Source organism: Burkholderia sp. YHN3-13 (assembly GCF_055810675.1).
Genome location: NZ_JBVVNQ010000008.1, coordinates 19,686 through 44,198 on the forward strand (window position 1 = coordinate 19,686; position 24,513 = coordinate 44,198).

The 24,513-nt window shown below is 68.3% G+C and carries 29 protein-coding genes; 11 read left to right on the forward strand and 18 right to left on the reverse strand.

The window, feature by feature from the left end:
- Nucleotides 1–96 precede the first annotated feature (96 nt).
- From AC0KUR_RS19160 to AC0KUR_RS19195, 8 genes are all read left to right on the forward strand, one after another.
- Complete coding sequence (locus AC0KUR_RS19160) at nucleotides 97–507, forward strand: acyl-CoA thioesterase (protein WP_034186859.1); 411 nt, start codon at nucleotides 97–99, stop codon at nucleotides 505–507.
- 28 nt (nucleotides 508–535) lie between these two features.
- Nucleotides 536–1,183 carry a hypothetical protein gene (locus AC0KUR_RS19165; protein ID WP_069705117.1) on the forward strand — a complete coding sequence of 216 codons (648 nt, stop codon included), beginning with the start codon at nucleotides 536–538 and terminating at the stop codon, nucleotides 1,181–1,183.
- Nucleotides 1,180–1,743: a shikimate kinase gene (locus AC0KUR_RS19170; protein WP_233622851.1), complete on the forward strand. Its 564-nt coding sequence runs from the start codon at nucleotides 1,180–1,182 to the stop codon at nucleotides 1,741–1,743. Before AC0KUR_RS19165 ends, AC0KUR_RS19170 begins: the two co-directional genes overlap by 4 nt.
- Nucleotides 1,744–2,310: 567 nt before the next feature.
- Nucleotides 2,311–2,730, forward strand: coding sequence for an organic hydroperoxide resistance protein (locus AC0KUR_RS19175; RefSeq protein ID WP_034187020.1), 420 nt, complete (start codon nucleotides 2,311–2,313; stop codon nucleotides 2,728–2,730).
- A gap of 66 nt (nucleotides 2,731–2,796) precedes the next feature.
- Complete coding sequence (locus AC0KUR_RS19180) at nucleotides 2,797–3,123, forward strand: DUF4148 domain-containing protein (RefSeq protein WP_059557853.1); 327 nt, start codon at nucleotides 2,797–2,799, stop codon at nucleotides 3,121–3,123.
- A gap of 60 nt (nucleotides 3,124–3,183) precedes the next feature.
- Entirely contained in the window at nucleotides 3,184–3,513 is a 330-nt protein-coding gene (locus AC0KUR_RS19185; protein WP_034187022.1) for a DUF4148 domain-containing protein, read from the forward strand.
- Nucleotides 3,514–3,587: 74 nt separating this feature from the next.
- A complete protein-coding gene (locus AC0KUR_RS19190) occupies nucleotides 3,588–3,917 on the forward strand; it encodes a DUF4148 domain-containing protein (protein WP_049035551.1) in 330 nt (109 codons plus the stop codon).
- A 166-nt stretch (nucleotides 3,918–4,083) separates the two neighbouring features.
- Entirely contained in the window at nucleotides 4,084–4,800 is a 717-nt protein-coding gene (locus AC0KUR_RS19195; RefSeq protein ID WP_473376354.1) for a GNAT family N-acetyltransferase, read from the forward strand.
- A 48-nt stretch (nucleotides 4,801–4,848) separates the two neighbouring features.
- Here the strand turns inward: AC0KUR_RS19195 and AC0KUR_RS19200 are convergent, their stop codons facing one another.
- From AC0KUR_RS19200 to AC0KUR_RS19225, 6 genes are all read right to left on the reverse strand, one after another.
- A complete protein-coding gene (locus tag AC0KUR_RS19200) occupies nucleotides 4,849–5,307 on the reverse strand; it encodes a MarR family winged helix-turn-helix transcriptional regulator (RefSeq protein ID WP_034186863.1) in 459 nt (152 codons plus the stop codon).
- A gap of 102 nt (nucleotides 5,308–5,409) precedes the next feature.
- Nucleotides 5,410–5,538 carry a hypothetical protein gene (locus AC0KUR_RS19205; protein WP_257786206.1) on the reverse strand — a complete coding sequence of 43 codons (129 nt, stop codon included), beginning with the start codon at nucleotides 5,536–5,538 and terminating at the stop codon, nucleotides 5,410–5,412.
- Nucleotides 5,535–5,906: a GFA family protein gene (locus tag AC0KUR_RS19210; RefSeq protein ID WP_034186864.1), complete on the reverse strand. Its 372-nt coding sequence runs from the start codon at nucleotides 5,904–5,906 to the stop codon at nucleotides 5,535–5,537. The genes AC0KUR_RS19205 and AC0KUR_RS19210 overlap by 4 nt, the downstream gene beginning before the upstream one ends.
- A gap of 117 nt (nucleotides 5,907–6,023) precedes the next feature.
- Entirely contained in the window at nucleotides 6,024–7,124 is a 1,101-nt protein-coding gene (locus AC0KUR_RS19215; RefSeq protein WP_473376299.1) for an NAD(P)H-dependent flavin oxidoreductase, read from the reverse strand.
- Between the two features lie 211 nt (nucleotides 7,125–7,335).
- Complete coding sequence (locus AC0KUR_RS19220) at nucleotides 7,336–8,592, reverse strand: MFS transporter (protein WP_473376300.1); 1,257 nt, start codon at nucleotides 8,590–8,592, stop codon at nucleotides 7,336–7,338.
- Nucleotides 8,593–8,798: 206 nt separating this feature from the next.
- Nucleotides 8,799–9,725: a LysR family transcriptional regulator gene (locus tag AC0KUR_RS19225; RefSeq protein ID WP_473376301.1), complete on the reverse strand. Its 927-nt coding sequence runs from the start codon at nucleotides 9,723–9,725 to the stop codon at nucleotides 8,799–8,801.
- A 791-nt stretch (nucleotides 9,726–10,516) separates the two neighbouring features.
- Between AC0KUR_RS19225 and AC0KUR_RS19230 the strand changes: the two genes are divergently transcribed.
- Complete coding sequence (locus AC0KUR_RS19230; RefSeq protein ID WP_473376302.1) at nucleotides 10,517–11,980, forward strand: MFS transporter; 1,464 nt, start codon at nucleotides 10,517–10,519, stop codon at nucleotides 11,978–11,980.
- A 59-nt stretch (nucleotides 11,981–12,039) separates the two neighbouring features.
- Here the strand turns inward: AC0KUR_RS19230 and AC0KUR_RS19235 are convergent, their stop codons facing one another.
- The 5 genes from AC0KUR_RS19235 to AC0KUR_RS19255 all read right to left on the reverse strand — a co-directional run bounded on the left by AC0KUR_RS19235 (nucleotide 12,040) and on the right by AC0KUR_RS19255 (nucleotide 16,645).
- Entirely contained in the window at nucleotides 12,040–12,933 is an 894-nt protein-coding gene (locus tag AC0KUR_RS19235; RefSeq protein ID WP_034186870.1) for a LysR family transcriptional regulator, read from the reverse strand.
- A 94-nt stretch (nucleotides 12,934–13,027) separates the two neighbouring features.
- Complete coding sequence (locus AC0KUR_RS19240) at nucleotides 13,028–13,855, reverse strand: alpha/beta hydrolase (RefSeq protein ID WP_175028592.1); 828 nt, start codon at nucleotides 13,853–13,855, stop codon at nucleotides 13,028–13,030.
- A 209-nt stretch (nucleotides 13,856–14,064) separates the two neighbouring features.
- Nucleotides 14,065–14,448, reverse strand: coding sequence for a VOC family protein (locus AC0KUR_RS19245; protein ID WP_034186872.1), 384 nt, complete (start codon nucleotides 14,446–14,448; stop codon nucleotides 14,065–14,067).
- Between the two features lie 21 nt (nucleotides 14,449–14,469).
- Complete coding sequence (locus AC0KUR_RS19250) at nucleotides 14,470–15,432, reverse strand: hydroxymethylglutaryl-CoA lyase (RefSeq protein WP_124607927.1); 963 nt, start codon at nucleotides 15,430–15,432, stop codon at nucleotides 14,470–14,472.
- A 22-nt stretch (nucleotides 15,433–15,454) separates the two neighbouring features.
- On the reverse strand, nucleotides 15,455–16,645 hold the full coding sequence (locus AC0KUR_RS19255; protein WP_034186874.1) for a CaiB/BaiF CoA transferase family protein: 1,191 nt from the start codon (nucleotides 16,643–16,645) through the stop codon (nucleotides 15,455–15,457).
- 260 nt (nucleotides 16,646–16,905) lie between these two features.
- Between AC0KUR_RS19255 and AC0KUR_RS19260 the strand changes: the two genes are divergently transcribed.
- Nucleotides 16,906–17,871 carry a D-2-hydroxyacid dehydrogenase gene (locus AC0KUR_RS19260; protein ID WP_059557855.1) on the forward strand — a complete coding sequence of 322 codons (966 nt, stop codon included), beginning with the start codon at nucleotides 16,906–16,908 and terminating at the stop codon, nucleotides 17,869–17,871.
- Between the two features lie 196 nt (nucleotides 17,872–18,067).
- On the opposite strand, the gene AC0KUR_RS19265 is transcribed toward AC0KUR_RS19260, so the two are convergent.
- The 7 genes from AC0KUR_RS19265 to AC0KUR_RS19295 all read right to left on the reverse strand — a co-directional run bounded on the left by AC0KUR_RS19265 (nucleotide 18,068) and on the right by AC0KUR_RS19295 (nucleotide 23,624).
- Entirely contained in the window at nucleotides 18,068–18,280 is a 213-nt protein-coding gene (locus AC0KUR_RS19265; protein ID WP_006497261.1) for a hypothetical protein, read from the reverse strand.
- Between the two features lie 201 nt (nucleotides 18,281–18,481).
- Nucleotides 18,482–18,919, reverse strand: coding sequence for a hypothetical protein (locus AC0KUR_RS19270; RefSeq protein ID WP_034186876.1), 438 nt, complete (start codon nucleotides 18,917–18,919; stop codon nucleotides 18,482–18,484).
- Between the two features lie 114 nt (nucleotides 18,920–19,033).
- The gene (locus AC0KUR_RS19275) at nucleotides 19,034–19,957 is read right to left on the reverse strand and encodes an ABC transporter permease (RefSeq protein WP_059557678.1); all 924 of its coding nucleotides are present in this window, start codon (nucleotides 19,955–19,957) and stop codon (nucleotides 19,034–19,036) included.
- Nucleotides 19,957–20,826, reverse strand: coding sequence for an ABC transporter permease (locus tag AC0KUR_RS19280; protein WP_034186878.1), 870 nt, complete (start codon nucleotides 20,824–20,826; stop codon nucleotides 19,957–19,959). The genes AC0KUR_RS19275 and AC0KUR_RS19280 overlap by 1 nt, the downstream gene beginning before the upstream one ends.
- Nucleotides 20,823–21,902 (reverse strand): ABC transporter ATP-binding protein, encoded by a 1,080-nt coding sequence (locus tag AC0KUR_RS19285; protein WP_473376303.1) that lies wholly within the window; start codon nucleotides 21,900–21,902, stop codon nucleotides 20,823–20,825. The genes AC0KUR_RS19280 and AC0KUR_RS19285 overlap by 4 nt, the downstream gene beginning before the upstream one ends.
- A 50-nt stretch (nucleotides 21,903–21,952) precedes the next feature.
- A complete protein-coding gene (locus AC0KUR_RS19290; RefSeq protein ID WP_059557681.1) occupies nucleotides 21,953–23,119 on the reverse strand; it encodes an ABC transporter substrate-binding protein in 1,167 nt (388 codons plus the stop codon).
- Nucleotides 23,120–23,396: 277 nt separating this feature from the next.
- Nucleotides 23,397–23,624 (reverse strand): hypothetical protein, encoded by a 228-nt coding sequence (locus tag AC0KUR_RS19295; protein WP_473376304.1) that lies wholly within the window; start codon nucleotides 23,622–23,624, stop codon nucleotides 23,397–23,399.
- 125 nt (nucleotides 23,625–23,749) lie between these two features.
- On the opposite strand from AC0KUR_RS19295, the gene AC0KUR_RS19300 reads away from it, so the two are divergent.
- On the forward strand, nucleotides 23,750–24,454 hold the full coding sequence (locus AC0KUR_RS19300; protein WP_473376305.1) for a glutathione S-transferase N-terminal domain-containing protein: 705 nt from the start codon (nucleotides 23,750–23,752) through the stop codon (nucleotides 24,452–24,454).
- The last annotated feature ends 59 nt before the right edge of the window (nucleotides 24,455–24,513 follow it).

Below are 24,513 nucleotides of genomic sequence, written 5' to 3' on the forward strand. Positions count from 1 at the left end.
GTGGCGGCCCGATAGTCGTTCGATTAATTTTCGGATGCCCGACAGGCCACTCGGGCAAGAAAATATAAATCAACCCAGTCATTGCGGAGAATCACCATGGCGAAGCGACATTACGAAACGCCCATTCACGTCAAGTATCGCGATACGGATTCGATGGGGCATGTGAGCAGTCCCGTCTATTACGACTATCTGCAGCATTCGTACCTCTGCTACATGTTCGACCTGCTCGGCCTGCCGCGCAGCGAGAAGCTGCCGCACATCATGGTGAAGACGCAATGCGAGTACCTCGCACCGGCGCAATTCGGCGACAACCTGACGATCCGCTCGAGCATCGTGCGCTTCGGCAGCAAGAGCTTCGATCTCGAACACCTGATGGAGCGCGACGACCAGACCATCGTCGCGCGCGGCGTGTCGACGCACGTGATGTTCGATTACGCGAACAACACGACGCTGGCCGTGCCCGACGAATTCAAGACGCGCGTGCTCGAATTCCAGGGTTCGCTGTGAGCCGCGCTCACGCGGTCGGGAGCGACACGTGAACTGCCCGGTGGCGCGCGCCCGGCGCCGGATCGGCGCGATCGTCGAGCGGCGTGACGATCGTGCGATCGTGATCGTCCGTCAGGCGGCGCAGGCGCTGCTCGAGCCGGCTGCGCTCGAGCGGCACCGTGTGCTCGCGTACCGCCACGAGGACGAGCTGGAGGTGCTGCTGCAGCCGTGCGGCGGCGCGCACGACGGCGTGCGGCCGCTGCTCGGCCGGTTGCGGGACGCCGGCGTGGCCGTCGCGCTCGACGCGGCGACGCTCGCGCACGATGCGTCGCTGCTCGAGTTCGCGAGCTGGGTCACACGGTGTACGACGCCGGACGGCCCGGCGGCGGCACGTGACGACACGGTCGTGCCTGGCGGTGCGCTGCTCTACGGGCTGGTCGTGCGATGGCGCGACCGGCACGGGCGGTGGCGGCGGCCGGCGGGCGACGCGGGGCCGGACCGCACGCCGCGCACCATTGCGGCGGAGGCGGCCGAACACCTCGCAGCGGGCAATCCCGACGAACAGGTGCTCGGCGCGCTGCTGGACGCCGACGACGCGTCGACCGGCGCGGCGCTCGATACCCTGTCGGACGCGGTGCGCACGCGGCGGATCTGCCTGGCGACGCGGGCCGGCTGGCCGCTCGCCCGGCGGCTATGAGCGCCGTCGTCGTGACGGCCGGTGCGCGTGCGCTGCCCGCGCGCGCGTTCCTGGTCGGCATGATGGGCGCGGGCAAGTCGACGCTCGGCCGTGCACTGGCGGCATCGCTCGGCTGGGCGTTCGCCGACAGCGACGACGAGATCGAGCGGCGCACGGGCCGCTCGGTCGCCGCGCTGTTCGACAGCGTCGGCGAACGCGGTTTCCGGCTGCTCGAAACGCATATCGTCGACGAACTGACGCAGCGCGCGAACGTGATCGTGGCGACCGGCGGGGGCGCGATCCTGAATCCGCGCACCCGCGCGCGCCTGAACGAACGCGGCTGCGTGGTCTACCTGCATGCGGATCCCGATGCGTTGTGGCGCCGGACCCGCGACGACACGCGGCGGCCGCTGCTGCAGGTGGCCGAACCGCGGCAAACGCTCGCCGCGCAATACCGGATGCGCGACCCGCTGTATCGCGAATGCGCGCATGCGCTGGTCGACACGACCGCTCACGGTGTCGCGCGGGCGACGGCGGACGTGCTGACGGTGCTGCTGGCGCGGCTGGACGCGCCGGATTGACGGCGCGTGTTCGCTGCCCTGCCCTGCGAGGCGCCTCCCTGTTCGATGTCGGAAGCGTTTTTGAAGTGACGAGTTTGGATATTTAATCGTGGTGTTGTGATAAGAAAAGTTATCCGGATAGGTCGATGGTTTTATCCAACTGCGGGTTTCGAGGCAGGCAGATCGGCGCGTTTCCGATGCCGGCGCGGCAAGCAGCCTTCCCTGCGACACGCGCGTTCGGCGTTCTCCCCGCGCCAGTTGCCGGCCGATGCGGCCGTCATCCTCGTCGCGATCGCCGAGATCGCCGCAACGTGATGGAGCGGCCGCCCTGCGGGGCGGTCATCCCGTCTCCCGGGCGTTTTCGTGTGCCCTGCCCGGAATCCGGCACGTTTGCCGATCTGCTCGATATCAGGGCGCGATCGTCGGAAAGCCTTGTCCGGAAAGGCGCGACACGTGCCAGATACATTGAAATACAAAATATCGCATGCGATTTAATCGAATGCGCTTGACTAGGGAAATCATCTCGACCAAACTGCATCGCATGCGATCGAATCGCATCTGAAACAAACCCCACTGACGGAGCCAATGATGAGCAAGATCGAAACAGTGCTGTACACGGGCAAGACGCATACGACTTCCGGCGGCCGCGACGGCGCGGCGCGCAGTTCCGACGGCCGCCTCGACATCCAGCTGTCGTCGCCGGGCAGCGCCGGCACCGGCACCAACCCGGAACAGCTGTTCGCCGCCGGCTGGTCGGCCTGTTTCATCGGCGCGATGCAGCTTGCGGCGCGTGCCGCGAAGGTGACGCTGCCGGCCGATCTCGCGGTCGACGCCGAAGTGGATCTCGGCACCGGCGGCAACGCGTATTTCCTGCAGGCCCGGCTGAACGTGAGCGTGCCGGGGCTCGACCGCGACGTCGCGCAACGGATCGTCGACGCCGCGCACCAGACCTGCCCGTACTCGAAGGCGACGCGCGGCAACATCGACGTCGACATCCGCATCGCCTGAACGTTGTATCGGGCGGCCGAACGCGGCCCGCCCGAATTTCCGATTTCTTTTCTATCGAGGTGAATGATGAAAGTCCAATTGATCGCTGCCCTGCTCGTCGCCGTCTCGGCCACCGTTGCCGCCCCGGCGTTCGCCAACGAAACCGCCGTGACGCGTGCACAGGTACGCGCCGAGCTTGCCCAGCTTCAACAGGCCGGCTATCCGCTGAACCGTGCGTCCGACGCGACCTATCCGAACGATCTGCAGGCCGCGCTCACGCAGATCCATGCCGACGATGCCGTCGTTGCCCACGTGCCGGCGTCCGGCTACGGCAGCAACGGCGACGCCGCGACGCAATCCGGCCGCCGGCCCGCGCTCAGCGTGGCCGCGCGCTCGGTGTACTTCGGTCATTGAGCGGCGCGCCGGTGTGCGAACCCTGAATCCTTTCCCGTTTCCAGATTGTCGAGGTGAATGATGAAAACCCAATTGATCGCTGCGCTGCTCGTCGCCGTTTCCGCTTCCGCCGCCGCCCCGGCGTTCGCCGACCAGGCCGCCGTGTCCCGCGCGCAGGTGCGCGCCGAACTCGTCCAGCTCGAACAGGCCGGTTACCGTCCCGGCCGGGCGAACGATCCGCATTACCCGGACGACTTGCAGGCCGCATTGACGCGCGTTCACGCGAACGACGCCGTGGCGGCCGACACGTCCGCGTCGTCGGGTTATGGCCCCGACGCTGCCGCCGCGACGCAGTCGGGCAGCCGGCCCGCGACGCGCATCGCCGAACGTTCGATCTACTTCGGTCACTGAATGAAACCGCGAACGGCGCCGATGGCCGGCGTACGGCACGCAACCCCTGAATGCCTGTTTCCCTGTCGAGGTAAATGATGAAGACCCAACTGATCGCAGCCCTTCTCGTCGCCGTGTCGGCCTCCGCCGCCGCGCCGGCGTTCGCCAGCGAAAGCACCGTCACGCGCGCGCAGGTGCGTGCGGAACTGGTCGCGCTGCAAACGGCCGGCTACCTGCCGAACCGCCCCAACGACCCGAACTATCCGGACAATATCCAGGCGGCGCTGAACCGGATTCACGACAATGGCGCCGATGCGGCCGACACGCAGGCAGCCGGATACGGCAGCGACGCGAGCGGCGCGGCGCAGTCGGGCAGCCGCGACGGGGTTCGCATGGCCGGGCGCTCGGTTTATTTCGGCCATTGAGCGCGGCACGACGAAAACGGTCGCCCTCTATCGCCTTATAAAGCGCATACGATGTAATCGCATGCGCTTTTATTATGGGGAAGCCGGTGTCTGGATCGACGCTGCTACCTGCCCCGCGCATCCGGTCTATGCTGTGCGTCCCCCATCTTCATTCGAGGAGCAGCCGATGCCGGATGCCACGACCGGAAACGCGACAGGCGATACACACGTGCTCGATCGGGTCGCCTGGAACGCACTGACGGGCAAGCAGCGCCACCTGGCGCTCGGCAATGACCGCGCGTGGCGGTTTCCGTCGGCCATTGCGCCATTCGCCGCGATCGCCGACACGAGCGCGGCTTCGTTCGACGCGCTGCGCGAACTGGTCGCCGCGCACGGGCCAGCGGCCCTCGTCACGCCGGACGAAATCGAGCCGCCGGCGGAATGGGCGGTCGTCCGGCGCGCGACACTGCTGCAAATGGTCTGGCAAGGCGCGCCCGATCCGGCCGACGAATCGGAGCATGTGACGCTCGGCGAAGCCGATGTGCCGGACATGCTCGCGCTGACCACGGCGGCGCAGCCGGGCCCGTTCGGCCCGCGCACGGTCGAGCTTGGCCGCTACATCGGCGTGCGCAGCGCAGGCCGGCTCGCCGCGATGGCTGGCGAGCGGATGCGGGTCGACGGGTATACGGAGATCAGCGCCGTGTGCGTGGATGCCGCGTTTCGGCGGCAAGGCCTTGCGGCGCGCCTGATCCGGTCGTTGATCGCGTCGATCGGTGCGCGCGCGGAAACGCCTTTCCTGCACGTCCTCACGACGAACCAGGTGGCGATCGAGCGCTATGTCGCGCTCGGTTTCGTCGTGCGCCGCGAGATGCGCCTGCTGGTGCTGGGCGACGCGCACGCATGACGACGCGGCCGGCGCGATGCACGCGCCGGCCGCCGGCGGTTCATCGGCTCATGCTTCTTCGGTCGAACGGATCAGGTTGCCGCGCAGCGTGACGATCGCCTTCTGCACCTTCGCGAATTCGTCCGGCTTCAACCCGGTGGCTTCGACCAGATTCATGTCGAGCCCCTTCTCGCGCACGCGGCGGCCGCTTTTCGTCAGGCTGACGAGCACCTGGCGTTCGTCGGACGGGTCGCGGTGCCGCTCCAGGTAGCCCATCGCTTCGAGCTTCTTCAGGATCGGCGTCAGCGTATTGGATTCGAGGAACAGCTTCTCGCCGAGCTGGCCGACGGTCTGGTTGTCCTGCTCCCACAGTGCGATGATCGTGATGTATTGCGTATACGTGAGGCCGAGCTCGTCGAGGATCGGCTTGTAGGCCTTGCCGAACGCGAGATTCGCCGAGTAGATCGCAAAGCAAAGGAACTCGGACAGCTTCGGCGTGGCGGGCGATGAGGCTTCGGTCGGTTTCACGGGCTTCCTCCAGCGACGCGAACGGTCGCAGACAACCGCATTATATATCGCATGCGATCTTATCGGAAGCATGATAATCGGTCTCGATGAACCGGTGCGGCCTCAGCCGTGCCCGCGGCGCTTGCCGGTCTGCTGACGGCTGACCGACAGCAGCGAGCATTGCACCGGATGCGCGATTTCAGTCGCGAGCCCGCCTGCGGCAAACAGCAGGATCATCAGCCAGCGTTTCACGCGTCCTCCACGACCGACAGGCTTGCCCCGTTGGCGACCGTCGCGTCGAGCGCATACGGATCGATGCCGTCGAGGCAGCCGAGATTGACGCGCCAGCATGCCGGGTCCTTGCGCGTCTGATGGAACGGATAGACGCCGCACCGGCTGCAGAAATAGTGACGGGCCGTGCGCGTGTTGAAGCGGTAGCACGTCAGCACGTCCTCGCCTTCGACGATGGTCAGACAGGCGGCGGCGAACATCGGGCTCATCAGCGCGCCGCGGCGGCGGCACAGGCTGCAGTTGCAGCGAACGGCCGGCGTAATGGCCGCCCTGACTTCGAATTTGACGGCCCCGCAATGGCAGGATCCCTTGAACCACGTTGCAGACATGATGGACTCCGGAAGCGGTCATGCCTGCTTTATAGCGAAGCCGCGCGGGGCCGTTGTATCGCTCTGTATCTGCAGTTCGTGCCGATACAAAGCCTTGCAAATCCGTGGTGCGCGCGATCAGGCCAGCGCGTGCCGAAGCCGCTCGATCGCCGCCCGCGCTTCGCTTTCGAGTGCGGCGAACAACTCGGCGGCCGGCAGCGTGCGCACGAGCGGCGCCGCCTGCCCGGCCCACTGCGCGCCGTAGCCGAATTCGCCCTTCGCCTTCGCGGCCGCATGCAACGCCTTGCCCGCGTCGTAGGCGATCGGATACGCGGGCGTGGCCGGCGCGTGCGGATCGTCGCCGAGCGCGGTCAGCCGGTTCGCGATGCCGCGTGCGGCCCGGCCCGAGATCGCGGCCGTCAACGTCGTGCGGCGCGCCGCGTCGCCGAGGATCGCGCGGCGATAGCCGTCGTCGATCGACGTCTCCGGGCACGCGACGAACGCGGTGCCGAGCTGCGCGGCCTGCGCGCCGAGCGCGAGCGCGGCGGCAATGCCTGCGCCGTCCATGATGCCGCCGGCGGCGATCACGGGCAGCGCGCATTCGCGCACGATCAGGCGGGTCAGCGCGAACGTGCCGAGGTGATCGTCATGCGCGGTCGAATCGAACACGCCGCGATGCCCGCCGGCTTCGATGCCCTGCGCGACGATCGCATCGATGCCGGCGGCGGCGATCTGCCGTGCCTCGTCGAGATGCGTCGCGGTCGCGAACAGCGTGATGCCCGCGCGTTTCAGCGCAGCGATCACGTTCGCTGGCGGCAGCCCGAAATGGAAGCTGACGACGGCCGGTTTCTCCTCGACGAGCATCGCCTGCATCGCATCGTCCGCGACGAAGCTCGTATAGATCTCCGACAGCGACGCGGGCGGCGTCGCGCCGTATTCGCGGAACGCCGGCGCGAGCCAGTCGAGCCACGCGCGTTCGACGGCTGCGTCCGCGCGGGCCGGGGCATGGCAGAACACGTTGATGTTGAATGGGCGGTCGGTCAGCGCGCGTGTCTCGCGGATCATCTTGCGTGCGCCGTCGGCATGCGTCGCGCCGACACCGAGCGAGCCGAGCCCGCCGGCGTTCGACACGGCGGCGGCCAGCGCCGGCGTGCTGACGCCGGCCATCGGCGCCTGGACGATCGGTGCGCGGATACCGAGCGTGCGCAATAGCGCCCGGTTGTCGGTCGGTTGATTCATGTCGCTTGTCTCCCCATAGCCGTGATCGAAAGGCGCCGGTCGCCTGCGCGCCGACGCGCGTGAGTCCGGTTCGGCCCGGCGCGTGCAAGTCGTGCTTCGCGCGCACCGGTCACGAGAAAAAGGTGGGCGCCCGTGCGGTGCTGCCTGCGTCCGGATGCGGTACCGGCAACGCTATCCATCCTACGCCAGACGTCGGCCCGCGGGCCGGCGGCTAGCGGCCGCGTGCCCAGTGCGCGAGCCCGGCGCAAGCGGCCAGCAGCGCGCCTGTCACGAAGAACACCGAATGCAGGCCGAATGCGACGCCGATCTGCCCGCCGATCACGGGGCCAATCACCTGCCCGCTGAACTGTGCGGACTGCAGGTAGCCGAGCATCTGCCCCGTCGAGCGCTCGTCGACCGATTGCCGCACGAGCTTGCCGATCGACGGCAGCAGCCCCGCGAGCGTCATGCCCATCAGTCCGCGCAGCGTGGCAAGTTGCCACCAGTGCGTGACGAACGCTTGCGGCACCATCGCGAGCGCGGTCAGCAGCAGGCAGCCGACGATCACGTTCCAGCTGCCGATCCGGTCGGCGAGCGCGCCGAGCCGCGCGGCGGTCAGCATGCTGCCGAGCGCCGAACACGCCATGACGACGCCGGCGACCCGCGCGAGAGAGGCACCGGCGACGCCGAGTCCGCCGATATAGACCGTGATGATCGGCTCGATCGACATGTTCGCGAGCAGCACCATCATCGCCGTCACCAGCAAGGCGGCGACCGCTGCGCGATTCGTCCGGTGCGTCGTGCCGGTGGCCGTGCCGGCGCTGCGGGCTTGCGCGTCGGTGCCCGCGTGGAAGTCCTCCTTCACGACGAAGATCGTCAGCAGCGCGGCGACGGCGATCATCGCGCCGCCGGCGAAGAAGGTGCCGCGAATGCCAACCCAGCCGGGCAGCAATCCGCCGACGAGCGGGCCGACCAGATTGCCCGCGAGCGCACCGGTCGACAGCATGCCGAGCGCCCAGCCCGCGCGTTCGCGCGGCGCCTGCGTGCCGACCATCACGGTCGACGCCGACGCGTAGCCGCCGACGAGCCCTGCGATCAACCGCAGCGCGACCAGTTCGACCACGTTGTGCGCGACGCCGATCAGCGACATCACGATCGCCATCCCGATCGCCGCGCGCACGAGCATCGGCTTGCGGCCGAAGCGGTCCGCGAGGCGGCCCCACAGCGGCGCGGTGACGGCCGTGCCGAGAAACGTCGCACCGAACGCGACGCCCGACCACTGGATGACGGCCGACTGCGCGTCGACGCCGAGCTGCCGCACGTACAGCGGCAAGAACGGCAGCAGCATGCTCAGGCTGACGAGCGTCGTGAACGACCCGAACACGCAGACGGCGAGATTGCGCCGCCAGTAGCGCAGGTTGCGTTCGGCATAGCTGACGGCCGGACGCTCGGCGCGCGCGGCGGCCGGTGCGTGAACGGTCGTGCTCATCGCGCCCTCGCCGCAGGCGTCGCGCCCGCCGTGCCGGGCGACGCGTGGACTGCGCGCCCGCGCGGTTGATCCGGAAGTGCCCGATGCATGTCGACCTCCATTCGCTGGACGGACGCCAGGCGCGTCCGTCGGTCGAGGAAAGTCTAGATTGAGTCGAATGCCGGGAGAATCGCCGTCGTGCGAAAGTCATTCTTCCGCATGGCGGTTCAATCGCCGTCGGTGATGGCCGCCAGCCGCGAGAAATGCTCCCGCAGGCACGGCGCCGCGAAATCGACGAACGCACGTACCTTGGGGACCGACAGCCGCCCGTACGGCGTCACGAGATGGATGGGTAGCGGCGCATGCTCGCTGTCGCGCAGCACGATTCGCAGCGTGCCGTCGCGTACCTGTTCGGCGACGTGATACGAAAAGAGCCGCGTGACGCCGTGGCCGGCGACGGCCGACGCGACCGCGCCGCGGATCGTGTTGATGATGAAGCGCGGCGCGAACTGGACGACCTGCGGCAGTGCCGACGGCGCCGCCGGCGGGAAGCTCCACGAGTCGAGCCCGAAGTGCGTCATCGAGATGATCCGGTGCCGCGCGAGATCGGCCGGTGCGTCGATGGCCGGATGCTTCGCGAGGTAAGCGGGGGATGCAACGACGACCCGCCGCACGGAGCCGACCGGAATCGCGACGAGCGTCGAATCGGACAGGTGCGCGATGCGCAGCGCGACGTCCATCCCTTCGTCGACGAGGCTGACGGGACGGTCGAGCAGTTGCAGGCGGATCGACACGGCCGGATGGCGTTCGATGAATGCATCGAGCAGCGCACGCAGCACGTCCTCGCCGGCGGCGACCGGCGCGGTGACCGTCAGCATGCCGCGCGGCGCGGCGCGTTCGTCGGCAACCAGCATGTCGGCCTCTTCCAGATCCGACAGGATGCGGCGGCACGCGGCCGCGTAGCGTTCGCCGGCCTCGCTCAGTCGGATCGTCCGGGTGGTGCGGTACAGCAGCGCGGTGCCGGTGTGTTCCTCGAGAAACGCGATCGCGCGGCTGACTGCCGCCGGCGACCGGCCAAGCCGTCGGCCCGCGCCCGCGAGGCTGCCCTCGTCCAGCGTGGCGACGAACACCTTCATCGCATCGATTCGATCCATGGCGTGTGTGCAGGGCGCGGGCGGTCGTGTAATGGGCGGCGGGCAAGCGAGCGTGCAGTCTACCGCACGCGGGCAAGCCGTCCGGCCGCGGGGATGCCGTATCGCTGATTTGGCCCTGCAATGCGCGAGCGAAGAAACCGCACGGACGGCCGTCAGGGCACCGCGTTCCTCGAACGCCGGGCCCGACATTCAAGCAGTTGCGCTGAATGACCCACGACACAACTACAGCACCTATGAAAAGAAGAAGATTTCTCGCGCTGCCCGCGGCGGCGGCGGCCGGCCTGCTGGGCCTCGCGTTGTTCTCGATCGCGCTGACGGCATTCATCGTCATCGCGAGTTGAGAAATGATGTACGTCGCCGGTGTGCCGCGCAGACATGCGGCGCACCGGCGCGCGACCGCTCCGTCGTGTTTTCCGCGAGCATGATTTTCGCAGCCATGCGCGGCGCGGTCTGACGGCCGAAGCCTCATGGTTTTCCCGGTCCGCTCGACTGCGCGGGCACACCGTTGCCGGCGCGGCATCACGTGCCGCGCAAGCCGCAGCGGCCCGCTGCGCGAATCCGGGCCGCCGCACGCGCCCTACCCTTTCTGCCCGGGAAAGGATGCTTGAAGCATCCGCAATTATCACGCGCCGCCGATATGCCCACCATGTGTCGGACGATCGGCGCAGCGCGCATGTCCGGCCCTTTGAGGGCCTTGCGATGCCTGTCGCCGCGTCGTGCGGCCGGGCGCGTCACGCCGGCTGCGAACGGCCGGGCCGCGCGCCACGGCATATCGACAATCAGGAGACACGATGAACAGCCCATCCCTCGATCTCGGCGGCCGCACGGGCGGCCCCGCGTCCGCCCGACTGCCGGCCGCTTCCTCCGGCGTCGGCGCCGATGCGGCGGCCCTTGCCGCCCGTCGCGTCACGCTCGGCGATTTCATGGACGACCTGCCGGTCGGCGCATTGCACCGGTTCGTCGTCTGGGTGATCGGCATCGGGCTGTTCTTCGACATGTACGAGATCTTCCTCGTCAGCACGATCGGCTCCGCGCTGCAGAACGAATACGGGCTGAGCCGGCAAAGCGCCGATTTCAAGCTGCTGCTGGCGTCGGCCTTCATCGGCATGTTCGTCGGCGCGATGTGCCTGGGCAGCCTCGCCGACCGCATCGGCCGGCGCAAGGCGTTCCTGCTGACGCTCGCGTGGTACAGCGCGTTTTCGCTGGTCGGCGCGTTTTCGGTGAACGCCGACATGCTCGTCGCATGCCGGTTCCTGACGGGCATCGGCGTCGGCGCGATCTATCCGGTCGCCGACAGCTTCCTGTCCGAGATCCTGCCGAAGGAAAAACGCGGGCGGCTCGCCGCGTGGGCCTATACGACTTCCTACGTCGCGGTGCCGCTCGTCGGCTTCCTCGCGCTGTGGCTGAACCCGCTGCATGTGGCCGGTGTGGCCGGCTGGCGCATCATCCTCGCGATCGGCAGTCTCGGCGCCGTGTACGTGCTGCTCGTCCAGCACCGCTTGCCCGAGAGCCCGCGCTGGCTGCTCGCGCAGGGCCGCACCGCCGACGCTCACGCGGCGTTACGGCGTTTCGCGGACGGCGCCGGCGTGCGCGTGCCCGAGCAGTTCGCGGAGCCGGTCGAGCCGCAGCGGCCGCTCGGCCTCCGCGAGCGCATCGCGCTGCTGCGTCGTGAGCCCTACGGCGCGCGCTACCTGATGCTCGCGATCTTTCACCTGTTCCAGGGCTTCGGCTACTACGGGTTCGGTACGCTGGCCGGCACGGTCGTGAAGAGCCGCGGCTTCGACGTGACGGACAGCACGCTGTTCATCGCGCTGTCGTTCATCGGCTACCCGATCGGTTCGCTACTGTCGATTCCGCTGCTGAACTGGATCGAGCGCCGCACGCTCGTGATCGTGTCGATCCTGTCGATCGCGGTATTCGGGCTGTGCTTCGCGTATTCCGGCCATACCGTGCTGATCGTCGGCTTCGGGTTCCTGACGACCTGCGCGTCGAACGTGTTCAGCAATGCGTATCACGTGTACCAGGCGGAAATCTTCCCGGCACGCGTGCGCTCGACGGCGATCGGCAGTACCTATGCGCTGTCGCGCATCGTCAGCGGCGTCTTGCCGTTCGTGCTGCTGCCGGTGCTCGGCAACTACGGCGCGGGTGCGATGTTCGGTGTGATTTCGGTCGCGCTCGGTATCGTGGCGGTGACGCTGCGCGTGCTCGGGCCGCTGACCACGCGGCGCAGCCAGGACGAGATCAATCCGGTGTAACGCGGTGACGGGGCCGGGGTAGGCAGGCGCGCGCCCCGTGTTTCGTCGTGCCGGCGCATTTACCGCGCCGACATGAAATCGAACAGTTTCGCGATATCGGTGGTCAACACGCTGCCCGCCTTTACGCCGACCCACAGCGTGCGCGTCGCCCACGCGTCGTCGAGTTTCACGACGCCGAGCCGGGCCGCGCGTTCGCCCGTCACCGCCTCGCGCGGCAGTACGCCGATACCGAGCCCGGCCTCGATCATCCGGCTCACGCCGTCGAAATTCGATACCTGGATCCGCAGCTTCAGCGAGCGCTCGGCCGCGAACGCGGCGTCGGTCATGCGCGCGAGCAGCGAACTGCCGTCGCTCAGGCCGACGTAGTCCTCGTCGAGCGTCTCCGCGAAGCGGATGCTGTCGCGCGTGGCGAACCGGTGCGTGCGCGGCACGAGCAGCACCAGCTCGTCGTGCCGGTACAGCCGCCGGTCGATGCCGGGCGCCGGCACGTTGTCGGCGAACACGCCGAGATCGGCCTTGCCGGAGGCAAGCGCGTCGACGATCTCGTGGCTCAGCCGCTCCTCTAGACTCACCTTGATACCCGGGTTGTCGGTGAGGAACGCGGCGAGATCGGCGGGCAGGAACTGGACGATCGCGGACGTGTTGGTCCACACGTGGATGTGGCCGCGCACGCCGGTGGCGTAGTCGCTCATCTCGTGCGCCATCCGGTTGACCTGCTCGATCACCTTCGCTGCATGGTCGAGCAGCGCACGGCCCGCGGGCGTCAGCTCGACGCCCCGCGCATGCCGGACGAACAGCGCGCTGCCGGTCACGCTTTCGAGTTCGGCGATGCGCTTGCTGACCGCGGACAGCGTGAGCTGGCCATGCTCGGCCGCCTTCGTCAGGCTGCCGTGCTCGGCGACGAGCGCGAACACGCGCAGCGACTGCAGATCGAAATGAAGCGGGTTCACCATGTCGTGGGTCCTGGGAAAACCGTGCGGCGCACACGTTGCCGCGACGGCCTGACGCCGATCATACGCCCGGCCGTGCGCGTGTGAAGCGCTGCGGCTAGCGCGGCGCGATCGACCGCAGCGCGGCGAGCATCGCGCCGTCCGGGCGCGCGAGATCGTCGAGCACCGCGAAGTGCTGCATGCCGGGCAGCCAGACGCGCGCGATCCGTTCGCCGGCCGCTTCGCATGCCGTCGCGTATTCGTCCGCCTGCCGGATGAGTTCGGGCAGTTCGGCATCGCCGACCGCAACGACGGTCGGCGCGCCGGGCCCGACATGACGCAGCGGACTGCACGCGTCGACTTCGTGCGCGGTGAGCTGCAGCTTGTCGTTCAGGCAGCACAGCGAGATCGGTTCGAGGTCGACGAGCGGGCTGATCGCGAGCGCCGACACGACGGCCGGATGCGCGCGATGCATGGCCGTCAGGTGGCCGCCCGCCGAGTGGCCGCTCAGGTGGATCGGGCGTCGCGCGGTGCCGAGGCGGTCGGGGTCGGTGGCGAGATGATCGAGCAGCATGCCGATTTCGGCGACGATGCCGGTCATCGTCGCGACGGGCGCGAGCGTATATTCGGCCAGGATGACGTCGAAGCCGCAGGCGAGCGGCCCGCTCGCCGCATACGCGAAATCCGCTTTCGTGCAGTGCTGCCAGTAGCCGCCGTGAATGAACACGAACAGCGGCGCACCGGCTTGCCCGCACGACAACCAGTCGAAGCGTTGCGCGGGCTGCGCGCCGTAGCGCAGGTCGCGGCGGCCGGGCGTCGCGTCGTACAACGCGGCGCTGCGCGCCTGGCATGACGCGAGCAGCGCCGGGAAATCGGGAACGGCCTTCGTGTTCAGGTACGCGGCATCGAGCGCCGCGCGGTCCATGCCGCGATAGAGGATCGTCATTCGGGGAGCGCCTGGATCGGGTTGCGGATGCGCGGGAAGCAGGTTCGCCGTGCGCGTTGAGCAGGCGACGGCCGGGCCGACGCCGTTGCGCCATTATCCGCGGCGCGGCCGCGTCCGGCTATCCGGAATCGGCGGGCGCGGCGCCCGCCTGTCCGCTTTCGGCGAAGGACTGCGAACGCCGCGTGCGCGCGGCGACGGGCTGCCTCGGCTCAGATCGGCTCGGCGATCTCGATCAGGTTCAGGTCGGGATCGCGCACGTAGACCGAGCGGATCTTCCGCGTGGCGCCCGTGCGCTCGACGGGCCCTTCGACGATCGGCCATGCGACGCGCCGCAGGTGCGCGATCACGTCGTCGAGCGGCACCGATGCGATGAAGCACAGGTCGAGCGCGCCGGGCACCGGCACATGCGCCTTCGGCTCGAACTCCGCGCCGCGCACGTGCAGGTTGATCTTCTGGTTGCCGAAGCGGAACGCGAGCCGGCCGGCACCGAACGTTTCGAGCTGCATCTGCAGCACCTCGGTGTAGAAATGCCGGGTCTTGTCCGGATCGACGCAGGTCAGCACGAGATGGTCGAGGTGGTCAATCAGCGCCATGGAATTCGCTCCGGTTGTCGTTCATGAGAAAGCGCGTTGCGCGGGCATCTCGCCCGCGTCGGCGCGCGGCGGCGGATGCAGGTCCGAGCGGCGGCCGGCCTTCAGGATCTGGCTCGGCACGTCGTGCCCGATCAGCGCGGGCAGTCGCGCCGACGCGGCCAGCACGGCCGCGAGGTCGACGCCCGTATCGTAGCCGTCGAGTTCGAGCATGTGCACGAGTTCCTCGGTGCATGCGTTGCCGGTCGCACCCGGCGCATACGGGCAGCCGCCGAGCCCGCCGAGCGATGCGTCGAAGCGGTCGATGCCGGCGTCGAGCGCCGCGAGCGTATTGGCGAGCGCCATCCCGCGCGTATTGTGGAAATGCAGCGTGAGCGGCAGCGCGCGGAAGCGTTCGCGTGCGCGTTCGGACAACGCGCGCACCTGCGACGGAAATGCCATGCCCGTCGTGTCGCACAGCGTGAAGCCGTGCACGCCGAGATCCGCGAAGCGCTGCATCCACGCGAGCACCGTTTCGGCCGGCACGTCGCCTTCCATCGGGCACCCCATCGCGGTCGACAGCGACACGTTGATCGCGACCCGCGCGCCGCGTACCGCGTCGATCACGCCGCGCAGCTGCGCGAACGACTGCTCGCGCGTCATCCGCAGGTTCGCGCGGTTGTGGCTTTCGCTCATCGACATCACGAGGTTCACTTCGTCGACGCCGCACGACAGCGCGCGCTCGGCGCCGCGCACGTTCGGCACGAGCACCGTGTAGACGACGCCCGGTGCGCGCACGATGCCGTGCATCACCGCCTCCGCGTCGCGCAGCGCGGGGATCGCCCTCGGCGACGTGAACGACGTGACCTCGATCTTCGCGTAGCCGCATGCGCTCAGCGCGTCGACGAGCGCGATCTTGTCGTCGGTGTCGACGAAGGCCGCTTCGTTCTGGAAACCGTCGCGCGTCGCGACTTCGTGGATATGGAGCCGTTTGCGTTGCCCGCTCATGTCGTCTTCTCCCGGGTCCGGTTCAGATCACGCCGCGCGTGCGCCAGTCGTCGCGCGTCGCGGCATCGATGCCGAGCGATTCGAGCACCGCGTCGGTATCGGCGCCAAGCGCGGGCGCCGGACGCTCGATGCGCCCGGGCGTGACGTCGAGTTTCGGCACGATGCCCGGCACGAGCACGGGCGTGCCGTCGGGCAGCGCGGCGTCGACGATCATGTCGCGTGCGCGGTAATGCGGGTCGGCCGCGATGTCGGCCACGTCGTAGATGCGCCCGGACGGGATGCGCGCCTCGTTCAGCGCCGCCAGCACGTCGTCGAGATCGTGGCGCGCGCTCCACGCGCCGATCGCCGCGTCGATGCGCTCGACCTGCGCGACGCGCCCGTCGTTGTGCGCGAGCGCGGGATCGTGGCCGAGGTCGGGCCGGCCGATCAGGTCCATCAGGCGCCGGAAGATGCTGTCGCCGTTGCCGGCGATCAGCGCGTACTTGCCGTCGCGGCAACGGTACGCGTTGGTCGGCGCGATGCCGGGCAGGCTGCTGCCGGCCGGCTCGCGCACCGCGCCGAACGCCGCGTATTCGGGCAGCAGGCTTTCCATCAGGTTGAACACCGATTCGTACAGCGCGACGTCGACGACCTGCCCCTTGCCGCCCTGCTGCTCGCGATGCCGCAGCGCGAGCAGCACGCCGATCACGCCGTGCAACGCCGACAGCGAATCGCCGAGCGAGATGCCGACGCGCACTGGCGTGCGGCCCGGCTCGCCGGTCAGGTGCCGCAAGCCGCCCATCGCCTCGGCGATCACGCCGAAGCCCGGCCGGTCGCGATACGGGCCCGTCTGCCCGAAGCCCGACACGCGCAGCATCACGAGCCCCGGATTGAGCGCGGACAGCACGTCCCAGCCGAGCCCCCAGCCTTCGAGCGTGCCGGGCCGGAAATTCTCGATCAGCACGTCGGCCTCGGCGGCGAGGCGGCGCACGACGTCCTGCCCTTCAGGCGTGCGCAGGTCGAGCGTGAGCGACGTCTTGTTGCGCGACTGCACGGCCCACCAGACCGACGTGCCGTCGTGCAGCAGCCGCCACTTGCGCAGCGGATCGCCGAGGCCGGGCGGTTCGACCTTGATCACGTCCGCGCCGAATTCGGCAAGCATCCGGCCCGCGAACGGCCCGGCGATCAGTTGGCCGAGTTCCAGCACGCGAATGCCGTCGAGCGGTCGTGTCATGGTTGTCTCCGTTCAGATCGTGGAATCGATGACGGCGATCATGACGGCGTTCGCGCACCGCGAAAATCGATCGATGCTCAACCAGGCTTTCCGAAACGGAAAGGCGCGCGGCAGCACGAGCGTCGCGCCGGCCACCGTGCGGTGCGCCGGCCTTTCCGTCCGGGAAAGCGCGCTCGCGCAACGGTCAAACGACGGCGCGCGCGCCGCCGGCAGAATCGAAGCCGTTCCGCGCCACCGGGCGCCTGTCAGCGAGACCCGCCATGTTTTCCGTTTCCGCTCCCGCGAAGATCGTGTTTCTCGACCGTGCGACGCTGTCGCCGCAGACCGTGCTGAAGCCGTTCCCGTTTCCGCACGTGATGCGAACGTTCGACCGGACGGCCGCACACGACGTCGCCGCGCGCATCGACGACGCGGACATCGTCGTGATCAACAAGGTGCGGCTCGACGCGGCGGCGCTCGCCGACGCGCGGAACCTGCGGATGATCGCGATTGCCGCCACCGGCACGGACCTCGTCGATCTCGCTGCATGCGCGGCACGCGGCATCGTCGTGAGCAACATTCGCGGTTATGCGGTCCGCACGGTGCCGGAGCACACGTTCGCGCTGATCTTCGCGCTGCGACGCAGCCTCCTGGCGTATCGCGATGCGGTGCGCGCGGGGCGCTGGCTCGACAGCGGGCAGTTCTGCTTCTTCGATCACCCGATCCGCGACCTGGCGGGCGCGACGCTCGGGATCGTCGGCGACGGGGTGCTCGGCCGCGCGGTGGCCGGGATCGCCCGTGCGCTCGACATGCGCGTACTGTTCGCGGCGCACGGCGATACCGCGGATGGTGACCATGTGCCGCTCGACACGCTGCTGCGCGACAGCGACGTGATCACGCTGCACTGCCCGCTTACACCCGCGACGCGCCACCTGATCGATGCGCAAGCATTCGCCCGGATGGCGCGCCGGCCGCTGCTGATCAACACGGCGCGCGGCGGCCTCGTGGACGAACGCGCGCTCGTCGACGCGTTGCAGTCGGGGCGGATCGCGGGTGCGGGATTCGATGTGGTGACACAGGAGCCGCTGCCGGCCGCGCATCCGTTCCACGCGATCCTGTCGCATCCGGCGTTCATCCTGACGCCGCACGTCGCGTGGGCGAGCGACGAGGCGATGCAGGCGCTCGCCGACCAGCTGGTCGACAACGTGGCCGCGTTCGCCGGCGGCGCGCCGCGGCATGTCGTGTGAGGCGGGCAGAAACGGAACGGCCCCGCTCGATTGCTCGAAGCGGGGCCGGCTGGATTCGGGGCTGCTTACGCCAGCGACTCGGCTCGTGGCGGGTTCGTGCATCCGCCCTGTCTTGCGGCCGGTTTCCGGATACCCGGTGAGCGCGGCTTCAAGGGATTCAGACCGCCGACGATGCAGGGCACGCCCGCAAAACCGCTCAGTACGCGGACATCTCGACGCAAGGATCGACCTTGGACGGCGAGCAGATCACCGAGTACTTCGCGCTCTCGCGCATCAGCGCTTCGCCTTCGTGCAGCGCGATCTTGATCTCGGGGTGACGCTCGTACGCGAGGAATGCCGAGCACACCACGGCGGACATCACGACGAGGGAAAACACAAATTTTTCAAGGGTTTGGAAGCGTTCAGGCATGGTCCGACCTTTCTCTTAGGCCGCCATTATATCTCGAAATAAGGGTTTTCCCTATAAGCCGGCCCGCATACCGAGGATGCCTTCGATCGGAATCGGGCCAGTGTTCGCGCCCTTTTTGGGGAGGGGAGCAGCGAGACCGCGAGGCCGATCAGGACGCGGCCGCGTACCGGCAGAGGGCGCCGAAGGCGTGCCGCCGGCCCATCACTGCGGCGCCGACGCGCCGCTTGCCGCATTGCCGGGCCACGCGTTGCCGATATGGTCGATCAGCGATTTCGCGGTGCCCGTCACGAGTGCCGCATCGACGCCCGACGTCTGCCACGAGCCGTCGGCGGCCTTCACGAAGGTCAGGTTCGCGCGCGACGGCGAGTAGTCGGCATTGCGCCACGTGACGACGACGTCGCACGCGTACGTACGATCGCCGAGCTTCTTGCAGTCGCCGTCGGGTTTGGCCGAGACGACATCGGCCGAGACAGGCAGCGGCTGGCCGAACAGCGCGTTCAGGCCGCCGTGGTTTTCCGCTTCGAGCGCGCGGCGCACGGCCGCGTCGACGTCGCTCGATCCGGGACCGTCGTGGAGCAGGTTGCAGGCGGCCAGCAGCGTCGTTGCGCCGGCGAGTGTCAGCAGCGTTTGAAACTTCATGGAGATCCGTCGATCGAGTGGAACGCCGCGTAGTCTGCAACGTCCGCGTTCCGGGCGCGGTATCCATTTGTAACCAATTGCACGGATGCCGCGCGCGACCGCTTGCCCCCTCGTCTACTGACGCTCCTGCTTCACGCGGCTGACCAGTTGCGTCGGGCTCACGAACTGCAGCGCGATCACGACCCAGACGAGCGTGATGGCCATGTAGATCATCGCCATCGCGTCGATCGACTGCGGCGCGCGCACGCCAGTCGAGAACACCGCGTAATACAGCGCGACGACGAGCGTCTGCGTGCTCGGCCCCGCGGTGAAGAACGTCAGCTCGAACATCCCGATCGTGCGCACCAGCACGAGCAGCCCGGCCGCGAGCATGCCGGGCACCAGCAGCGGCAGCAGCACGTAGCGGAAATAGCGCCACGTGTTCGCGCCGAAGATGCGCGCGGCGGCTTCGAGGTTCGGATCGATCTGCTCGATGAACGGCGTCATCACGAGGATCACGAACGGCAGCGCCGGCACGAGGTTCGCGAGGATCACGCCCGGCAGCGTGCCCGCGAGCCCGATCTTGTACATCACGGTCGCCATCGGGATCCCGTACGTGACGGGCGGCACCATCAGCGGCAGCAGGAACACCAGCAGCGCGAAGCGCTTGCCGCGAAACCGCACGCGCGCGAGCGCATATGCCGCCGGCACGCCGAGCGCGATCGACAGCAGCACGACCGCGCCGACGACTTCGACGGTCACCCACAGCACGCTCGCGAGCTGGAAGTCCGCCCAGGCCTTCGCGTACCAGTGCAGCGTGAAGCCTTGCGGCAGCGGCGTGCCGAACCAGCGCGTCGCGACCGAGTTCACCGCGACGGTCGCGATCAGCAGCAGCACGTTCAGCAGGAAGAACGCCATCAGCCCCCAGACGAGCGCCTTCCAGGCGCGGCCGGCGAGGTTGCCTTTCATCCGGTGCGGTTTCCTTGCGTCGACGGGCCGTGCATCGGGCGCGTCGTGCTTCGGCGGCCATGCGCGCGCGGCATGATTGTCGGTCGCCATCAGCCCTTGCCTCCCGTCACCGCGCCCGTGTAGAAGAAGCGGCGCGCGCCGAGCATCGACGCGACCACCAGCAGCTGGACGAAACCCATCACGATGGCGATCGCCGACGCGAGCGAATAGTCGTAGCTCTCGAACGCAGCCTCGGCGGCCGCGATCGAGATCACGCGCGTCGGCCCGGCCGGCGCGCCGAGCAGCACGGCCGACGGAAATACCGAGAACGCCTGCACGAACGACAGGCACGCGGCCATCGTGAGCCCCGGCACGAGCAGCGGCAGGTAGATCTGCCGGAACTGCTGCCACGGGTTCGCGCCGAGCGTGGCCGCGGCGCGCGCGAGCGTCGGGTCGATGCCGCTGATGTACGACAGCATCAGCAGGAACGCGAACGGAAAGCCCGACACGATCAGCGACAGCAGCACGCCCCAGTAGTTGTGCGTCAGGCGCACCTCGTCGGTGTACAGGTGCAGCCCCTGCAGCGCCTGCGGGAACCAGCCGTTCGGCCCGAAATACGTGAGCATCCCGTCGGCGACGAGCACCGTGCCGAGCGTGACGGGAATCACGAGCAGCGTCGTGACGAGCTTCTGGTACGGCGAGTGGCGGCGCAGCGCGAACGCGACGGGCACCGCGATGCCGACGTTGAGCAGCGTCGCCGGCACCGCGAGCTTCAGCGTGACGAGCACGGTCGGCCACATCGCGGTGTCGGTGAAGAACTGCACGTAGTTCGCGAGCGCGCCGCCGCCGTTCATCGGCTGGAACGACAGCACGAGGCCGTACGCGAACGGATAGACGAACAGCGCGGCGATGAACGCGAGCGCGGGCGTGACGAGCCACGCCTTCGCGTCGCGCGGCGCGCCGGACGCGAGCGTGCTCATGCCCGCTCCGCCGCGTAGACGAGCGTCCGGGCAGGCGCGACGCGCAGCCGCAACCGCTCGCCTTGCGCGAAATCGCCGGCGACGCGCGCCCAGATCGCGCCGAACGGCGTGACCGCACGGAGCAGCGAGTCGCGGCCGCCGTATTCGACCGTTTCGACGGTCGCGTCGAACGCGTTGTGGCTGCCTTCGTCCGCGCGCTCGATGTCGTCGGGGCGCAGCGCGACCACGACGTCCTTCGTATCGAAGCCGGCCATCGGGACGCCCGTGAGGCTGACGCCGCCGGCCGCGACCCGGACGTCGTCGCCGGCCATCCCCTCGAGCGTGAACGGCAGTACGTTGCGGTAGCCCATGAAGCGCGCGACGTGCAGGTTGCGCGGGCGCGTGTAGACGTCCTTCGGCGACGCGACCTGCTGCACGACGCCCTCCTTCATCACGACGATGCGGTCGGCCATCGACAGCGCTTCGTCCTGGTCGTGCGTCACATAGATCGTCGCGCGCTCGAGCTGCGTGTGGATGTGGCGGATCTCGGCGCGCATCTCGATGCGCAGTTTCGTGTCGAGGTTCGACAGCGGTTCGTCCATCAGCACGAGCGGCGGCTCGATCACGATCGCGCGCGCGATCGCGACGCGCTGCTGCTGGCCGCCCGACAGCTGCCCGGGCAGCTTGCCCTCATGGCCGACGAGCTGCACGAGTTCGAGCGCCTGCTGCGCGCGCCGCCGCGTTTCCTGCTTCGGCACGCCGCGCATCTTGAGGCCGAAGCCGACGTTCTCGAGCACCGACATGTGCGGAAACAGCGCGTAGTTCTGGAACACCATCCCGAAGCCGCGGCGCTCGGGCGGCAGCACGTCGATGCGCGTGTCGTCGAGCCAGATGCCGCCGCGCGTCAGCGGCTGCAGCCCCGCGATGCAGTTCAGCGCGGTCGACTTGCCGCAGCCCGACGGGCCGAGCAGCGCGATGAACTCGCCGCGCCGGATCTCGAGATCGAGGCCGTTCAGCGCGGCGACCTGCGCCCCTTGCGCATTGGTGAAACTGCGGCACACGCCGTCGAGCCGCAACCGTTCGAAACTGTGCTTCATTGCAGGGAACTCCCTCGACGCGGGCGCCGCGGCGCCCGCCGGTTCAGGCGTCACTTCGATTTCTGCGAACCGATCTCGCGATCCCACTTCTGGAACGCGGCGACCATCGCCTGTGCGCTGAGCGGCTGCACGTGCGGGCGATCGGCGAGCAGCTTCGCGTACTCGGGGCGGCCGAACTTGCGGACCACGTCCTGGCTGTGCGCGGGCGCCATCTCGAGCGTCACGCCCTTCACCGCCGGGCCCGGATAGAAATAGCCGTCGTCGTAGGTCATCGCCTGCTGTGCCGGTTCGAGCAGGAAGTTCATCAGCTTGAACAGCACGTCGAGCTTGTCTTTCGGCACGCCCTTCGGAATCACCATGAAATGCGCGTCGTTGACCCACGTCATGTCGTCGAATGCCTGGATCCGGAACTCGGTCGGCACGATGCCGAGCGCGCGCGGGTTGATGTCCCAGCCCGTGACGGTCACGGTCATGTCGCGCGTGCCTTCGCCGAGCTCCTTCATCACCGCCGACGTGCCGCCCGGGTAGTACGGCACGCAGTCGTTCAGCGCCTTCAGGAACGCCCAGGTCTTGTCCCAGCCGTTGATCGGGTCCTGCGGATTCTTGTCGCCGAGCACGTACGGCAGCCCCATCAGGAACGTGCGGCCCGGGCCGGAGTTCGCCGGCCGCGCATAGATCAGCTTGTTCGGGTGCGCCTTGCACCAGGCGAGCAGTTGATCGGGCGTCTTCGGCGGGTTGCCGACCTTCGCCGGGTTGTATTCGAGCAGCGGACCGGCCGGCATGTAGGTGACTTCGAGGCCGAAGCCTTGCGCGAGATCCTGCATCTTGCGCGGGCCGGGCGCGTATCTGTCGAGCACGCCGGGGAACGCGGCTGCATTGTCGGGCAGGAGCTTGAGCCACAGGTTCTGTTCGATGCCGGCGGCCAGCGCGTCGGTGCCCGTCAGCACGAGGTCGATGTCGGCGCGCCCCGCCGCCTGCATCGCCTTGATCTTGCCCGGCAGCTGCGGCGCCGGCGCATTCGTGAACGTGACGTTCGACACGAGGGTCGGGTTCTTGTCCCGGAACGCCTCGATGGCCTTCTGCGTGAGCTGGAGGTTGCCCGCGACGTCGACGATGTTCAGCGACACGGGCGCCGCAACGGCCGCCGCGGCAGACAGTGAGAAACCCAGTGCGAGTGCGATCCGGCGGACACGGCGAGCGATCGTGGTGGTGTTCATGTCTCCTCACTTCGGTCGGTGGATGGGACCTTTCTTTTCAGGAAATCATGACGGCGTTATACGATGTCGGTCAACAAAAAACCGTGGCGCGCGGGACGGGACTTTCCCTGACAAAACCCTTCCGCCGAGATACGATCCGACTGGAAGAGACTATTTCGGGGATCGCCATGCCGCGTGACGCGATACGTGTTAGGACATCATATGTCGCGCGGCGGATCGACTCATGCTGGACGACCGCCACGGGCCTGCCATCTGAATGATCCGGTAGAGAACGCTTTCAGCGCGGCCGCGACAATTCCCGGAGCGCATGGAAATATTCGGCCCGTTCCTCGCTCGTGACGCTCGCGTCGGCCATGTCGACCATGAGGTCTTCAAGGTCGGCGACGCGCGGAATCGAGATGCCCTGCCCCACCATGTCCGTCGACGCGCAAGTGAGGCCGGTGCGCGTGTTTGCGTCATCGAACGCTAACGGCTGCCTGCGTGCGGGGTCGGCCGACGCCTGCATCGATTCCGGGGATCGGCTACAGTGGGCGTTTTCGGCGCGCCCCGGCCCGCCGCCGTGCGTGGTCCATCGGAGCGCGCGGCAGTACGGACGGAGCGCGGAACATTCCCTTCGACGAGCGAACCTTCATGCCCGATCTGTCCGCCTTCCCGATCACGCAAAAGTGGCCGGCCCAGCATCCCGACCGTCTCCAGCTCTACTCGCTGCCGACGCCGAACGGCGTCAAGGTGTCGATCATGCTCGAGGAAACCGGCCTGCCATACGAGCCGCACCTCGTGCGCTTCGACACGAACGACCAGTTTTCGCCCGAATTCCTGTCGCTGAACCCGAACAACAAGATCCCGGCGATCATCGACCCGAACGGCCCCGACGGCAAGCCGCTGCCGCTGTTCGAATCGGGCGCGATCCTGATCTATCTCGCGGACAAGACCGGCCAGTTGATCCCGAAGGATCCCGCCGGCCGTTACGAGACGATCCAGTGGGTGATGTTCCAGATGGGCGGCATCGGGCCGATGTTCGGCCAGCTCGGCTTCTTCCACAAGTTCGCCGGCCGCGACTACGAGGACAAGCGTCCGCGCGATCGCTACGTCGCCGAGTCGAAGCGCTTGCTCGCCGTGCTCGACGCGCATCTCGCGAACCGCCAGTGGGTGATGGGCGACACCTATACGATCGCCGACATCGCGATCTTCCCGTGGGTGCGCAATCTCGTCGGCTTCTACGAAGCAGGCGACCTGGTCGGCTTCAGTGAATTCCGGAATGTGGCACGCGCGCTCGACGCGTTCGTTGCCCGCCCGGCCGTCGCACGCGGGCTCAATATCCCGGCACGCGGCTGAATCTGGGCGGCCCGCTGCAGGTGGCCGCTGTGTCGCTCAAGCCCGCCGCATTGTGCGGC

What these genes read in the sequence shown, in the direction of transcription:
- AC0KUR_RS19160 (WP_034186859.1), top strand. Translation starts at nt 97, where the DNA reads ATGGCGAAGCGACATTACGAAACGCCCATTCACGTCAAGTATCGCGAT.
- AC0KUR_RS19170 (WP_233622851.1), top strand. Translation starts at nt 1,180, where the DNA reads ATGAGCGCCGTCGTCGTGACGGCCGGTGCGCGTGCGCTGCCCGCGCGC.
- AC0KUR_RS19175 (WP_034187020.1), top strand. Translation starts at nt 2,311, where the DNA reads ATGAGCAAGATCGAAACAGTGCTGTACACGGGCAAGACGCATACGACT.
- AC0KUR_RS19180 (WP_059557853.1), top strand. Translation starts at nt 2,797, where the DNA reads ATGAAAGTCCAATTGATCGCTGCCCTGCTCGTCGCCGTCTCGGCCACC.
- AC0KUR_RS19185 (WP_034187022.1), top strand. Translation starts at nt 3,184, where the DNA reads ATGAAAACCCAATTGATCGCTGCGCTGCTCGTCGCCGTTTCCGCTTCC.
- AC0KUR_RS19190 (WP_049035551.1), top strand. Translation starts at nt 3,588, where the DNA reads ATGATGAAGACCCAACTGATCGCAGCCCTTCTCGTCGCCGTGTCGGCC.
- AC0KUR_RS19195 (WP_473376354.1), top strand. Translation starts at nt 4,084, where the DNA reads ATGCCGGATGCCACGACCGGAAACGCGACAGGCGATACACACGTGCTC.
- AC0KUR_RS19210 (WP_034186864.1), bottom strand. Translation starts at nt 5,906, where the DNA reads ATGTCTGCAACGTGGTTCAAGGGATCCTGCCATTGCGGGGCCGTCAAA.
- AC0KUR_RS19215 (WP_473376299.1), bottom strand. Translation starts at nt 7,124, where the DNA reads ATGAATCAACCGACCGACAACCGGGCGCTATTGCGCACGCTCGGTATC.
- AC0KUR_RS19220 (WP_473376300.1), bottom strand. Translation starts at nt 8,592, where the DNA reads ATGAGCACGACCGTTCACGCACCGGCCGCCGCGCGCGCCGAGCGTCCG.
- AC0KUR_RS19225 (WP_473376301.1), bottom strand. Translation starts at nt 9,725, where the DNA reads ATGGATCGAATCGATGCGATGAAGGTGTTCGTCGCCACGCTGGACGAG.
- AC0KUR_RS19230 (WP_473376302.1), top strand. Translation starts at nt 10,517, where the DNA reads ATGAACAGCCCATCCCTCGATCTCGGCGGCCGCACGGGCGGCCCCGCG.
- AC0KUR_RS19235 (WP_034186870.1), bottom strand. Translation starts at nt 12,933, where the DNA reads ATGGTGAACCCGCTTCATTTCGATCTGCAGTCGCTGCGCGTGTTCGCG.
- AC0KUR_RS19240 (WP_175028592.1), bottom strand. Translation starts at nt 13,855, where the DNA reads ATGACGATCCTCTATCGCGGCATGGACCGCGCGGCGCTCGATGCCGCG.
- AC0KUR_RS19245 (WP_034186872.1), bottom strand. Translation starts at nt 14,448, where the DNA reads ATGGCGCTGATTGACCACCTCGACCATCTCGTGCTGACCTGCGTCGAT.
- AC0KUR_RS19250 (WP_124607927.1), bottom strand. Translation starts at nt 15,432, where the DNA reads ATGAGCGGGCAACGCAAACGGCTCCATATCCACGAAGTCGCGACGCGC.
- AC0KUR_RS19255 (WP_034186874.1), bottom strand. Translation starts at nt 16,645, where the DNA reads ATGACACGACCGCTCGACGGCATTCGCGTGCTGGAACTCGGCCAACTG.
- AC0KUR_RS19260 (WP_059557855.1), top strand. Translation starts at nt 16,906, where the DNA reads ATGTTTTCCGTTTCCGCTCCCGCGAAGATCGTGTTTCTCGACCGTGCG.
- AC0KUR_RS19265 (WP_006497261.1), bottom strand. Translation starts at nt 18,280, where the DNA reads ATGCCTGAACGCTTCCAAACCCTTGAAAAATTTGTGTTTTCCCTCGTC.
- AC0KUR_RS19270 (WP_034186876.1), bottom strand. Translation starts at nt 18,919, where the DNA reads ATGAAGTTTCAAACGCTGCTGACACTCGCCGGCGCAACGACGCTGCTG.
- AC0KUR_RS19275 (WP_059557678.1), bottom strand. Translation starts at nt 19,957, where the DNA reads ATGGCGACCGACAATCATGCCGCGCGCGCATGGCCGCCGAAGCACGAC.
- AC0KUR_RS19280 (WP_034186878.1), bottom strand. Translation starts at nt 20,826, where the DNA reads ATGAGCACGCTCGCGTCCGGCGCGCCGCGCGACGCGAAGGCGTGGCTC.
- AC0KUR_RS19285 (WP_473376303.1), bottom strand. Translation starts at nt 21,902, where the DNA reads ATGAAGCACAGTTTCGAACGGTTGCGGCTCGACGGCGTGTGCCGCAGT.
- AC0KUR_RS19290 (WP_059557681.1), bottom strand. Translation starts at nt 23,119, where the DNA reads ATGAACACCACCACGATCGCTCGCCGTGTCCGCCGGATCGCACTCGCA.
- AC0KUR_RS19295 (WP_473376304.1), bottom strand. Translation starts at nt 23,624, where the DNA reads ATGCAGGCGTCGGCCGACCCCGCACGCAGGCAGCCGTTAGCGTTCGAT.
- AC0KUR_RS19300 (WP_473376305.1), top strand. Translation starts at nt 23,750, where the DNA reads ATGCCCGATCTGTCCGCCTTCCCGATCACGCAAAAGTGGCCGGCCCAG.